The 13,278-nt window shown below is 61.9% G+C and carries 9 protein-coding genes; 4 read left to right on the forward strand and 5 right to left on the reverse strand.

From position 1 onward, the window contains the following. Positions 1 to 104 precede the first annotated feature (104 nt). Positions 105 to 1,667, reverse strand: a complete 1,563-nt coding sequence (locus ACQRAQ_RS05565) for a cation:proton antiporter (protein ID WP_427794183.1) — start codon at positions 1,665 to 1,667, stop codon at positions 105 to 107. Positions 1,668 to 1,851: 184 nt separating this feature from the next. Between ACQRAQ_RS05565 and ACQRAQ_RS05570 the strand changes: the two genes are divergently transcribed. The 3 genes from ACQRAQ_RS05570 to ACQRAQ_RS05580 all read left to right on the forward strand — a co-directional run bounded on the left by ACQRAQ_RS05570 (position 1,852) and on the right by ACQRAQ_RS05580 (position 7,615). Continuing rightward, on the forward strand, positions 1,852 to 5,598 hold the full coding sequence (locus ACQRAQ_RS05570; RefSeq protein WP_427794184.1) for a phosphoribosylformylglycinamidine synthase: 3,747 nt from the start codon (positions 1,852 to 1,854) through the stop codon (positions 5,596 to 5,598). Positions 5,599 to 5,698: 100 nt separating this feature from the next. Beyond that, positions 5,699 to 6,634 carry a DMT family transporter gene (locus ACQRAQ_RS05575; protein WP_427794185.1) on the forward strand — a complete coding sequence of 312 codons (936 nt, stop codon included), beginning with the start codon at positions 5,699 to 5,701 and terminating at the stop codon, positions 6,632 to 6,634. 135 nt (positions 6,635 to 6,769) lie between these two features. Next, positions 6,770 to 7,615: a hypothetical protein gene (locus ACQRAQ_RS05580; RefSeq protein ID WP_427794186.1), complete on the forward strand. Its 846-nt coding sequence runs from the start codon at positions 6,770 to 6,772 to the stop codon at positions 7,613 to 7,615. On the opposite strand, the gene ACQRAQ_RS05585 is transcribed toward ACQRAQ_RS05580, so the two are convergent. Beyond that, positions 7,612 to 8,457, reverse strand: a complete 846-nt coding sequence (locus ACQRAQ_RS05585; protein WP_427794187.1) for a GGDEF domain-containing protein — start codon at positions 8,455 to 8,457, stop codon at positions 7,612 to 7,614. The two genes, ACQRAQ_RS05580 and ACQRAQ_RS05585, sit on opposite strands and share 4 nt — an antisense overlap. A gap of 455 nt (positions 8,458 to 8,912) precedes the next feature. After that, positions 8,913 to 9,935: a 2-keto-3-deoxygluconate permease gene (locus tag ACQRAQ_RS05590; protein WP_427794188.1), complete on the reverse strand. Its 1,023-nt coding sequence runs from the start codon at positions 9,933 to 9,935 to the stop codon at positions 8,913 to 8,915. A gap of 513 nt (positions 9,936 to 10,448) precedes the next feature. Here ACQRAQ_RS05590 and ACQRAQ_RS05595 point away from each other — a divergent pair. Then, positions 10,449 to 11,261 (forward strand): HD domain-containing protein, encoded by an 813-nt coding sequence (locus ACQRAQ_RS05595; protein ID WP_427794189.1) that lies wholly within the window; start codon positions 10,449 to 10,451, stop codon positions 11,259 to 11,261. On the opposite strand, the gene ACQRAQ_RS05600 is transcribed toward ACQRAQ_RS05595, so the two are convergent. Both ACQRAQ_RS05600 and ACQRAQ_RS05605 read right to left on the reverse strand, forming a co-directional pair. Continuing rightward, the gene (locus ACQRAQ_RS05600; protein ID WP_427794190.1) at positions 11,258 to 12,463 is read right to left on the reverse strand and encodes an FAD-binding protein; all 1,206 of its coding nucleotides are present in this window, start codon (positions 12,461 to 12,463) and stop codon (positions 11,258 to 11,260) included. The two genes, ACQRAQ_RS05595 and ACQRAQ_RS05600, sit on opposite strands and share 4 nt — an antisense overlap. Continuing rightward, entirely contained in the window at positions 12,460 to 13,278 is an 819-nt protein-coding gene (locus ACQRAQ_RS05605; protein WP_427794213.1) for an electron transfer flavoprotein subunit beta/FixA family protein, read from the reverse strand. The genes ACQRAQ_RS05600 and ACQRAQ_RS05605 overlap by 4 nt, the downstream gene beginning before the upstream one ends.

A 13,278-nucleotide genomic window follows, 5' to 3' on the forward strand; every position in this document is an offset into this window, starting at 1 on the left:
GCGTCCATTCTGGGATGTGACTTCCCGATGGGGGCCGATGCGGAAACTGCGTCCCGTTTCGGGTCTTTAAAGCGGGACGCGGCTTCCCCTAGGGAAGCATCTCGTTATTTGCCGTCGTCGTCCTGGGCTTCATCGCGCGCGTAGAGCTCCAGCATGCGGCGGCGGTATTCGCGCACGGCGAGCTTGGCGCGCTCCAGGCGGCGGCGCTCGCGTGGAGTCAGCTTGGACGGGTCGATCTCGTCGCCATAGGTCTTCTCAGCCAGCAAATGAGCGGCGTCCACGATGCGGGCATCGATGTGGCCGCTTGCCGCCTCGGTCGAGAGGCGGTCAGCAATGGAATCAAGGGTAGGTATGCCGTCGAGCGAGCGCCCATGGCCATGCGAGGTCAAAAGCTCATGCTCGCGCGCGAGCAGGCTCGCTAGGTCGTGGTGAGCGCGCAGGATATCGAGTGCGTCGGCAGGGTGCTCGGCGACCTCTGCCACGGCAGTGGCCGGCGCGGCATCGACCACGCGATAGAAGAGCTGCGCGAGTAGCGGCATCAAGAACACCGTGATAGCACCGGCGGCTACCATAACCGAGGCGACGTCTTGCGACAGAGCGCCTGCGTTGACGGCCACACTCGTCACGGCTACGATGATCGGCAGGGCCGTGGTGCAGTACAGGGCCACGGTAATGCGGCCATACGCCGAAACGTCACGTGTCGCGGGACAAATGCTCATAGAGACAAGGATCGGCACGGCGCGAATGATCAGCAACGCCGCGATAAAGCCCACGAGCAGACCCGGGCGCGACGCCACGGCCGTCAGGTCAATCTTTGCGCCCGACACGGTAAAGAACACCGGAATCAAAAAGCCATAGGCCAGGCCATCGAGCTTGGTCTCGAGCGTATGGTTGCCCTCGGGGATGATATAGCGCAGGACAAAGCCAGCGGCAAAAGAGCCCAACACGATGTCGAGGTCAAAGATGGCGGAAAATGCCACGAGTGTGACCAGGATGAGCACCGTCAGGCGCACGAACGTCTGCGACGTCGTGTCGGCCCGCTCCTCGACAAACGCAAAGAAGCGGCTGCCGACGCGCTTGGAGCGGCTCGGAACCACGGCCAACAGCACACAGACCAGTGCAAACAAGCCAAGGATCACGAGCGTCTGGATACCAGTACGAGCGGAGAGCAGCACCGACATGGCAAGCACGGGACCGAGCTCTCCCCACGTGCCATAGGCAAGGATGGAGTCACCCACACGCGTGCCGGTCAGCGAACGCTCACGCATGATGGGCACGAGCGTGCCGAGCGCCGTCGAAGTGAGCGCCAGCGTCACGGCGATACCGTCGAAATGGCTGACCGAGAACCACGGGGTAAAGCGCACGGCAAGCCAGGCGATGCCAAACGTGACGACCCACGTCGCCATACCGTAGCGCCCCTCGACGCCCGTGATGTTCTTGGGGTCGATCTCAAAGCCGGCAAGCAGGAACAAAAAGGCCAGACCGAGCTCGGACACAAGCGAGACCTCGGCATCTACATGGATGACGCCGAGCATGTGAGGCCCCAGCACCGCGCCGAACACGAGCAAAAAAACCGTCTCGGGAACGGGCTTTCCGGGAATCGCCGATGCGATAAAGGGGCTTGCGAAGGCCACAAGCGCGATGATGGCGAGCGAAACGAATGCCATGTGATGCCTTTCTCTTGTTTGCGCTTCACTGTAGCACCCTCGCCGTCCTCAATACGCCATGAGCTGTCGTATCATAGTGACGTTTACAAACATGTGGCTCAAGGCGACCGCGAGGCTTGTCCCGCAAACCGACCGCTGCCGCATACCGCACCGTACGCCCAACCGATCAGGAAGGCAGGAACCAATGGTCTCTCGTATTTACGTGGAGAAGAAACCCGGGTTCGACGTCGAGGCTCAGCAGCTCAAGGGCGAGCTGACCGAAATTCTCGGCATCAAGGGCATCGAGGCCCTGAGGATCATCAACCGCTACGACGTCGAGGGCATCGACGAGGAGCTTTTCCGCTCCTGCGTGCCGACCGTCTTTAGCGAGCCCCAGGTCGATGTGACCTACGACGAACTCCCCGCAAGCGATGGCGCCGTCTTTGCCGTCGAATTCCTGCCTGGCCAGTTTGACCAGCGCGCCGACTCCGCCAGCGAGTGCGTGCAGCTCATCAGCCAGGGCGAGCGCCCCGCCGTTCGCTCCGCCAAGGTCTATATGATCTCGGGCGCTCTGGACGAAGCCGCCATCGAGGCCATCAAGCACTACGTGGTGAATCCCGTCGAGGCCCGCATCGCCTCGCTCGACCTACCCGAGACGCTGTACATGGAGACCCCCGAGCCCCAGCCCGTCGAGGTGCTCGACGGCTTCCGCGAACTCGACGAGGCCGGCCTTGCCGCCTTTATCTCCGAGCGCGGCCTTGCCATGGACGAGGCGGACATCGCCTTCTGCCAGCAGTACTTCCGCGATGAGGACCGCGACCCCACCATCACCGAGATCCGCGTGATCGACACCTATTGGTCCGACCACTGCCGCCACACCACCTTCGGTACCGTCCTGGACGACGTGACAATCGATGACGCCGTGGTACAGCAGGCCTTCGACCGCTATATGGAGATGCGCCACGAGCTCGGTCGCGACGCCAAGCCCGTCTGCCTTATGGACATGGGCACCATCGGTGCCAAGTACCTTAAGAAGACCGGCGTCATGACCGATGTCGACGAGTCCGAGGAGATCAACGCCTGCACCGTCAAGGTGAAGGTCGATGTCGACGGCGAGGACCAGGACTGGCTGTTCCTGTTTAAGAACGAGACCCACAACCACCCGACCGAGATCGAGCCCTTCGGCGGTGCCGCCACCTGCGTGGGCGGCGCCATCCGCGACCCGCTCTCTGGCCGCAGCTATGTGTACCAGGCCATGCGCGTCACCGGCGCCGGCGACCCCACCGTCCCGGTCTCCGAGACGCTCGAGGGCAAGCTGCCGCAGCGCAAGCTCGTGACCACCGCTGCCGCCGGCTACTCCAGCTACGGCAACCAGATCGGCCTTGCCACCGGTCAGGTCAACGAACTCTATCACCCCGGCTACGTGGCCAAGCGCATGGAGGTCGGCGCCGTCGTGGGCGCCACCCCGGCAAACCACGTGCGCCGCGAGTGCCCCGCCCCCACCGACAAGATCATCCTGCTGGGCGGCCGCACCGGCCGTGACGGCATCGGCGGTGCCACCGGCTCCTCCAAGACCCAGAACACCGATTCCATCGAGACCTCGGGCGCCGAGGTCCAGAAGGGCAACGCCCCGGTCGAGCGCAAGCTGCAGCGTCTGTTCCGCCGCGGCGACGCCTGCCGCCTGATCAAGCGCTGCAACGACTTTGGCGCCGGCGGCGTCTCGGTCGCCGTGGGCGAGCTTGCCGACGGCCTGTATGTCGACCTGGACACCGTGACCAAGAAGTACGACGGCCTGGACGGAACCGAGCTCGCTATCTCCGAGTCCCAGGAGCGCATGGCCTGCGCCGTCGCCGACGGTGACGTCGAGGAGTTCATGGGTTATGCCGCCGAGGAGAACCTGGAGGCGACCGTCATCGCCGAGGTTACCGCCGAACCGCGCATGCGTATGGCCTGGAACGGCGTCGCCATCGTCGATCTGTCCCGCGAGTTCCTCAACTCCAACGGCGCACCCAAGCACCAGGTCGCCCACGTGTGTGCCCGCAGCGTGTGGCAACCCAGCTGGGCCGGCACCACGCTTGCCGAGCGCATGACCTCGCTTGTCACCGATCTCAACGTCGCCTCCAACAAGGGCCTTTCCGAGCGCTTCGACTCCACCATCGGTGCCGCTACCGTGCTCATGCCCTTTGGCGGCAAGACGCAGCTCACCCCGAGCTCTGCCATGGTCGCCAAGTTCCCCGTGGACGGCGAGACCACCACGGCGAGCGCTATGGCATGGGGCTTCAACCCCTACCTGATGGAGGCCGACCAGTTTGCAGGCGCCTACCTGTCCGTGGTCGAGTCCATCGCCAAGCTCGTTGCCGCCGGCTTTGAGCACAAGCGCGCCTACCTCTCCTTCCAGGAGTACTTTGAGCGCCTGCGCACCGAGCCCGAACGTTGGGGCAAGCCCATGGCAGCCGTCCTGGGCGCCCTTATGGCCCAGGTCGACCTGGGTGCCGGCGCCATCGGCGGCAAGGATTCCATGAGCGGCTCGTTTGAGGACGAGGCCGGCGAGCTCAACGTTCCGCCGACCCTGATCAGCTTCGCTGTCGCCGTGGGCCGTGCCGCCCGCGCCGTCTCCCCCGAGTTTAAGGGCCTCACGCACCGCGTCGTTCGCATCGCCCCCGCCACCTATGGCGAGGACTACCGCCCCGATGCCCAGCAGCTGCTCGCCGCGTTTGACGCCGTCGAGGCGCTCACCGCTACCGGCGACGCCCTGGCCGTCTCCACGCCCGGCTACGGCTGCGGCGCCGAGAGCCTCTTTAAGATGTGCGTCGGCAACCAGATCGGTATCGAGCTTGCCGAAGATGTGGACGTGGAGAGCCTCTTCACCCCGCTCTACGGCAGCTTTATCGTCGAGCTCGCCGAGGACGCCGAGCTGCCCGAGGTCGCCGACGGCGTTGTCGTCGAGCCCCTGGGTACCACCGTCGAGGGCTATGTCATCGACACCGGCTCCGAAGTCATCGAGCTCGCCGAGCTCCAGGAGGCCTGGGAGAGCGGTATCGAGGGCGTCTTCGCCTACCGCAGCGCCGGCGAGACCCCCGAGGTCGAGACCATCGACTTCCGCGCCAAGGATATCCATGTGTACGGCGGCGCCAAGATCGCCCGCCCGCGCGTGATCATCCCTGTGTTCCCCGGCAACAACTGCGAGTACGATAGCGCCCGCGCCTTCCGCGCCGCCGGCGCCGAGGCCGACACCTTCGTGATCAACAACCTCACGCCCGAGGCCGTCGCCGAGAGCACCCACGAGCTCGCCCGCCGCATCCGTGCAAGCCAGATCGTCATGATTCCCGGCGGCTTCTCGGGCGGCGACGAGCCCGACGGCTCCGCCAAGTTCATCACGGCGTTCTTCCGCGCTCCCGAGGTCACCGAGGCAGTCCGCGACCTGCTCAAGGCCCGCGACGGCCTGATGCTGGGCATCTGCAACGGCTTCCAGGCCCTGATCAAGCTCGGTCTGGTGCCCTACGGCGACATCGTCGACGCCACGCCCGATGCGCCCACGCTGACGTTCAACACCATCGGTCGCCATCAGAGCCGTCTGGTGCGCACCCGCATCTCGTCCAACCTGTCCCCGTGGCTGTCGCAGTGCAGTCTGGACGACCCCTACACCGTCGCCATCAGCCACGGCGAGGGCCGCTTTGTCGCCAACGATGAAGTGCTCGCCCAGCTGATCGCCAACGGCCAGGTCGCCACGCAGTACGTGGGCGAGGATGGCAAGCCCAGCATGGATCTCTCCGTCAACCCCAACGGCTCCGCGCTCGCCATCGAGGGCATCACGAGCCCCGACGGCCGCGTCCTGGGCAAGATGGGCCATGCCGAGCGTCGCGGCGACAACCTGTACCGCAACGTGCCCGAGCATGTCCCCGGCGATAAGTTCATGCCGATCTTTGAGAGCGGCGTAGCCTACTTCGCTTAAATACGTTCCCATCGGGTACAATCCCCTCGGGTAACAACACCCGCCACCGGCACACCCGGTGGCGGGTTCTTTTTTACTTCGCGCATACAGGAAGGACATCATGGAAAGCCGCAAGCCGTATCTCGCCACCCTGCCCGAACTCATCCTGGGCTGCCTCGTCTGCTGCGCACTCTGGGGGTCGGCTTTCCCCTGCATCAAGATCGGCTATGAGCTCTTTGGCATCCCCGCGCACGATAGCGCCTCGCAGCTGCTCTTTGCGGGCTTGCGCTTCACGCTTGCCGGCGCCCTGGTTATCGTTGGGATGAGCGCGGCCCAGCGCTGCCCACTCGTTCCACAGGCTCGCGACATTAAGCCCATCTGCATCCTGTCGCTCTTCCAGACTATCGGGCAGTATTTCTTTTTCTACCTGGGACTCTCGCGCGCCAGCGCCATGTCGAGTTCCATCATCGAGGCCAGCGCCAACTTCCTCGCCATCCTCTTTGCCGCCCTGGCGTTTCGCACCGAAAAGCTCGATGCGACCAAGGTGCTCGGCTGCGTACTGGGCTTTGCCGGCGTCGCATTCGTCAACCTTTCGGGTGCGGACGGCACCTTTGGCTTTACACTCGACGGCGAGGGATTTATCTTGGCTTCCACTATTGCGGGCGCCCTGTCGACCTGCCTCATTGGCATCTTCTCGCGCGAGCATGACGGCGTCTTGCTCGCCGGCTGGCAGTTTTTGGTCGGCGGTTTGGTCCTTACCGCCATCGGGTTTTTGATGGGCGGCGCGCTATTCCCCACCGAAATCGCCCCCGCCATCGCGCTCATCATTTATATGGCGCTCATTTCCGCCGTCGCGTACTCGCTGTGGTCCCGCCTACTCGCCGTCAACCCCGTTAGCCGCGTTTCGGTCTTTGGCTTTATGAACCCGGTCTTTGGCGTGCTGTTGAGCGCGTTGTTGCTCGGAGAGGGCGCTGGCACGAGCCCTGTTACCGTAATTGTGGCCCTGCTCTTGGTCTGCAGTGGCATCATCATTGTCAACAAACCTAAAAAGGCCTAACAAACCACCCCGTTTTGAAAAGGGCAGCTCTCACTTTAGCTTAATGGAGCACACTGTATCTCGTTGATTTCGTACCGAGTCGCGGCGGCAGACGCCGTCTTGCCGTAACGCGCCGGCGACATCGAGGGGATGCAGATGCATAAGAAACTGGTTATGGGAAACCAGGCCTTTGCGTATGCCGCGCTTGCGGCGGGCGTTCGCGTGGTCGCCGGCTACCCGGGCACGCCGTCGACGGAACTTGTCGAGACAGTTGCCAAACTCAAGGCCCAAGGTAGTGCCGAGGGTGTCCACGTCGAGTGGTCGACCAACGAAAAAGCCGCGCTCGAGGTGCTGGCAGGTGCATCGTATGCAGGAGCGCGCTGCCTTTTTACCTTCAAACAAGTTGGACTAAACGTTGCCTCCGACCCGCTCATGAGCCTCAACTACGTGGGCATCAAGGGCGGTCTGGTGCTGTTTGTTGCCGATGATCCCGGCCCCATCTCCTCTCAAACCGAGCAGGATACGCGCCGCTTTGCCGCATTTGCGAAGATCCCCGTGCTCGATCCGCAAAATCTGGAGCAGGGTTACGCGATGATGCAAGAGGCATTTGAAATCTCGGAGCGCTACCATACGCCCGTTATCGTGCGCCCCACCACCCGCGTATGTCACGCCTCAACCTATTTGGAGGTACCCGAGCATACCGTCGCACATCCCGCTGGCACCTTTGAGAAGGATCCCAAATGGGTTATCTTCCCGCGCCGTTCGTTTGCCGCCCATGGCGAGGTTAACGAGCGCCTGCCGCAGATTGCAGACGCCTACTCCAGCGGCAAGGCCGCAGACGCGTTTAACCCCATCGAAAACCATGGCGATGCCACGCCGCGCCTGGTGAGCTGCCGCGCTCCGAGAAAAAGACGAGGCGCATCTTCGACAGCCGATACTAGTCCCCGAAAGCGCAGAAGGGGCGCACGACCATCGCAACGGTCGTGCGCCCCTTTTTTCTAGCGTATCTGGACGCCGGCTTTCTTCTTCTCGCGCTTTACGCGGTAGAGCTCCGCGTCGGCAGCACGGAGCAAGTCTTGCCAGGTATCGGCGCCATCACCAACCCGTGCGTAGCCGATGGACATCCGCAACAGATACGGAACCTCGGCGCACGCGAGCTCGTCGTTGATTGCCGCGCACAGATGCAAGATATCCTGCTCCGCCATCGCCTTTTGAAGCACCACGAACTCATCGCCGCCATAACGCGCGATAAAGCTACCAGACGCCGAGCAGACTTCTTTGAGTGCAGCGGATATGACCTGAAGAGCATGGTCGCCCTCCACATGTCCATAGCGATCGTTAATCTGCTTAAAGCCGTCGGCGTCCATCATAAGCAGATACACGTCTTCGGCCTGATCCACATTTGAGAAGAGCGACAGTATATAGGTCTCAAAACGGTTGCGATTGTTGAGGCCAGTCAACGGGTCGGTCGAGATGAGCTGCTCCTGGAAGACAATGTAGAGCAACAATATGCCAATCATTATGCCGACACAAAGGCCGGGCACCGAGTATACGACCTGAAAGGTACCGCCCACCAGGGCCGGAATGGCGAAAAATGCCAAGGTTCGATAGATGGTCTTCGTCTGCAGGCTCTCGACCCTGCGAGATTGCACAAACGCATGTAGGGACGTATGTATAACGTAGCAGTAGCTGACAATGGGCTGGATCATATAAGCAGAGCCGCGACTATACACGCCCTGCGAATCGATATAGAACAGGGCGTGCGTCCAGTAACTGGTAAACGCCAGCACGACCACCAGAACCGTAGGCGACGCTACAAGCACCACCCTATAGCGCGAGGCCAAAAGGCGAGAACCCTGCACCGTCTCGGAAAAATAAACCAAATGAGACACACGATGGCAAAGAGCGAAAACGAAACCGCGTTGGAAATCCAGTTGACAGCAATGCCCAACGTGCCGTCCACACCATCCAATAGCACCCAGATCATATCGAATAATATGTACGCGGCAGAGGTGTAGCCAAGCGTGCTAAACAATAGCTGCTGGGTGCTCGAGAACAAGGAGCGACGACTCCGCACGGCAAGCCCGATAAGAACAATCATGCTTAGCAGGAATATCTCAATCTTGAGCGCCTTAACCACCAGGCCCATCTCCCCATCATCAAACCGACAGCGCTTCTCCGAGCCGCACGCATCACCATAACTCCCCCAATCCAGAGGGGAATGAGGGAATAATACCAGAGCGCCCGGGCGCTCTCACGGCGCGAGTTGCACGCCAGCATCATTGATGGGCGCCGATGGCTACTCGCCATCGATGTCGGCCGCGACGGCTTCCTCGATGGCCTCGACACCGGCGGGCGACAGGTCTTCCTTGCCCTGGCAGAACTTCTTATCGACCCAACCGGTCAGAATCGGAGCCATGATTGCCGTGATGATGACGGCGGTGGCGATCTGAGCGTATGCGGTGGGCGCAAGATCGGCATAGCGCGGCGCGACCTCGGCAAGAGCAACCGGCGTGGTCATAGCCGTGCCGGCGATGGTGGAACAAGCCACGGCGGCTTTGCCGTTACCGCCGCACAGGCGCTCGAACGCAAAGGTGATGGGACCGACGACAAACAACGTGACAAGGCCCAGCAAGATGCCGGAAATGCCGCCGGTGATAAAGCTCGACAGGCTCATAGACGCACCGAGCTGAAATCCGATGACGGCGATCGCAGGATTGGTGCCGGGAACCAGCAGGTTCTTGATGAACGGGAAGAGGTTGCCCAAAACCATGCCAATCACGAGCGGCAGGATGGAACCGATGATGGTGCCAACGGGAATGTTGGCAAGACCAGAGACACCAAGAATGATCATGGTAACCGCAGGGCCCGCCGTGAAGAACAGGATGCCCACGGCGCCCTGCTCGGACTCGTCGCCAAACTCGCCCATGATGCCCGTGTAGAGCGCCATGTTGCAAAACGTAATGCCGCCGATGATGGAAACCGAGCTCAGGCCCAAAAAGTTGTCGTTAAAGAAATACGCAACGCTCAAGCCCAGCACGGCTGCCACCACAAGCTTAGGAATCAGTACGACGATGCCGGTCTTGATGGCACCCGGCGTGGACTTAAAGCTGATGCCAGCGCCCACAAACAACAGGATCGCGGCGACGATGGTATTGGAACCGCCGCGGCAGGCGGCGGTAAAGAAGCCGCCGATCTCGAAGACCTGCGGGCAGAAGGTATTGAGCAAAAGGCCGACGATCATCGGGTAGATCATGATGTCACCCGGAATGCGCGGTACTTTGAATTTCTTTTGCTCGTTGGCGATCGCTTCCTGTGCCATGAAACCCCCATTTCCGTCGACGCGGAGAAAAGCCCACGTCATGCTTTGCTACAGTAAAGTTTGACCATGGTACCAGAAGAAGCAGACCGGCTCGGTGAGAAATCCGATTCGTTGGGCCCGGACGGTAAACGCACCCCACTCCTATACGAGGCTCAAAACGATATAGAGCCCGATACCCGAGACGCAGCACCACAACATCGACTTTGTCTTGATTGCCACCGCAACGACGCCGACAGCCGCTGCGAAAAGAGCAGGCAAATAAAGAGCGATGTGCAGACGAAACCCGCAATAGCGGTGGGAACATCGACAACGGCGCACCTATCGCAACATAGGCAAGCATCACCGGCCAGACGGTTTTAACGATTTTGAGCACCATAGCGTTCCTCGTCCCGACAAGCTTTCCGAGCCGCATTCGACGACATGGCAGAATCATCGTCCGGCGGCAACCGAGTTCATCTACAATTGCCACCGGATCGAAAGACACAGAAAGACATAGCTTTTTAGGAAGTCGTTATGACAGCTATCGATCGAACGGGGGCAATCGCGGCCTTCAGGACCTACACCGATGCCTACGATGCCGCCAATCCGCGTATCGCGCTCAAAATCGAGCATACGTACCACGTTGCCGAGGCATGCGATGCCGTGGCACGCAAGCAGGACTGGGCACCACAGGACATTGACCTGGCGTGGCTTTGTGGGCTGTTGCACGATATGGGCCGCTTTGAGCAGCTGCGACGCTGGGACACGTTTAAGGATGCCGAGAGCATGAGCCATGCGAAGTTGGGCCTCGAGGTCCTTTTTGGCAAAAACCCTGCAGACGCGCCCGCGGCAACAAGTATCCGCGACTTTATCGACAGCCCGGCAGAAGACGAGCTCATCCGCGCGAGCATCGCCTATCACAGTGACTTTCGCCTGCCGGCACAACTCGACGAGCGTACACGGTGCTTCTGCGATATCGTGCGCGATGGCGACAAAATCGACATTATGCGCACCATCGCCGACAGCACCGTCGACACCATCCTCAAGGTGGATGAGGACGCATTTCTCGCCAGCCACTTCTCGGCGCCGACGTTGGCCGCCTTTGACGAGCACCGCTGCGTCGCACGTGATGAACGCGACGAGCCCGCGGACTACCTGGTAGGACTCATCTGCTTTATGTTTGAGCTCGTCTATCCGGCGAGCCGCGCGCTGGCGCGCGAGCAGGGCGATATCTACCGCCTGCTCGACGCGCCCTTTGGTATTACGCAGCCCTTTACCGACCCCGCCACACAGGCAACCTGGAGCCGTCTTAGGGAAGAGATGCGCGACTGGCTGGCGCGCGCCTAGCGCTCAAGCTGGGCCAGCAGCTCCTCGACGACCTCGACGGCATCACCGACAACCTTGTACTGGGCAGCACCAAAGATGGGGGCATCCGGGTCCTCGTTGATGGCGATAATGCATTCCGCCCCACCGATGCCGGCAAGATGCTGGATGGCGCCCGAAACACCGATACTCACAAGAATCTTGGGCGAAACCGATACGCCCGTCTGGCCAATCTGATGGCGATACTCCAACCAGCCGGCCTCCACGACGGGTCGCGTGCAGCCAAGCTCGGCTCCCAGAGCCTCGGCGAGCCTTCGCATCAGCGGCAGGTTTTTCTTGGAACCAATGCCGCGACCTACCACGACCAGGCGCTCGGCATCGGCGATTGAAGCCTGCTGTCCCCACTCCTCGGCGGGAATCGAGATCTCGACACGAGCCTTAGCATCATCCGCAAGTGCTATCTGGGTGATCGTGCCGGAGCGGCCGTAGTCAAAGTCGGGCGCCTTAAAGATGCCGGGGCGCACCGTTGCCATCTGGGGACGATGATTGGGGCAGACGATGGTGGCCATCAGGTTGCCGCCAAACGCCGGACGCGTCTGTTGCAGCAGCCCCGTCTCCGCATCCATCGAAAGCACGGTGCAGTCAGCCGTAAGGCCCGTCTGCAAACGCACGGCAACGCCGGGTGCCAGTTCGCGGCCAAAGGCGGTCGCTCCGTACAGAATGGCCTCGGGCTTGCGCTCTGCCACCAAATCGCAGATGAGGCGGGCGTAGACCTCCACATCGTTCTGGCGCAGGCGCTCGTCGCGACAGATCAGGACCTCGTCTGCACCGGCGCAAACCAGATGCTCCAGGTCACCGAGAGAACCCTCGGGGCCCATGCCGACCAGCGCCACCAGGCGACAGCCGCGTGTATCCGCAAGCTCGCGGCCCTTGCCCATGAGCTCGAAGGCAACGGGAGCCACCGTATCGCGCTCGTCGGTCTGCGCGAATACCCAAATGTCTCGATATGCATCGAGGTCAACCGCGCCGGCGGCCTCCTCGCGCTCGATCGAAATGGCATTGACGGGGCAAGCGTCGACGCACCCGCCGCATAGCATGCAGCCGTCGGTTACGCGGGCGCAACGGTTGGGCCGCTCGCCTTCCACTACGATGCCGCCCGAGGCACAGGCGCGAACGCAGCGACCACAGCCGATACAGGCTTCGCTATCGATAATCAGTCCGCTCATCTATGCCATCCCTCGATAATCTTGGCAAGTTTCGCCGCCTGCTCGGACGCCGTTCCGTCAACGGTCTCGCACGTTTGGTCGCGGTCGGGCACAAACGATCGCACGACCTGTGTCGGCGAGCCGGCAAGACCGCAGCGCGCGGGGTCGGCGTTCACGTCGGCAGCGTTGACCACGCGCACGTCCGCCTCCTCGGCCGCACGAATACCGGCGATACTCGGCATGCGCAGTTGGCCAATCTCCTTGGCAGTCGTCATCGCGCACGGCATCTCAAGATAGACCGTCTCCTCGCCGGCATCGCAGCCGTGAACAAGCGCCAGTGAACCACAGGTCGTAAAGCCCGCACTCTGCACGCAGCTCACGTCGGTCACGCAGGGAATCTCGAAGGCACCGGCAAGCTCGGGACCAATCTGGGCCGTATCGCCGTCCACCGCCATCTTGCCGCAGATGAGCAGGTCGAAGTCCTCGTCGAGCGCCTCGATGCCGCACTTGAGGGCATAGGTGGTTGCCAGGGTATCGGCACCTGCAAAGGCGCGATCGGTTAGCAGCAGTGCGTCATCGGCGCCTCGGGCGATGCAGTCGCGCAATAGCGATTCAGTCGCGGGGATGCCCATCGACACCACCGTTACGCGCACGTCCATGCCAAAGCCGATAAAGTCGTCCTTCAGCGCCAGCGCGCATTCCAAAGCGCTCGCGTCAAAGGGATTAATTACCGCCTGCTTGCCATCGCGCACGATGGTATTGGTCTTGGGGTCCATCTTGACCTCGGTGCTGCCCGGCACCGCCTTGACGCACACCACCATATGGAAATCGCTCAT

Source organism: Collinsella sp. SGI.178 (assembly GCF_050313495.1).
Classification (GTDB): Bacteria; Actinomycetota; Coriobacteriia; order Coriobacteriales; family Coriobacteriaceae; genus Collinsella.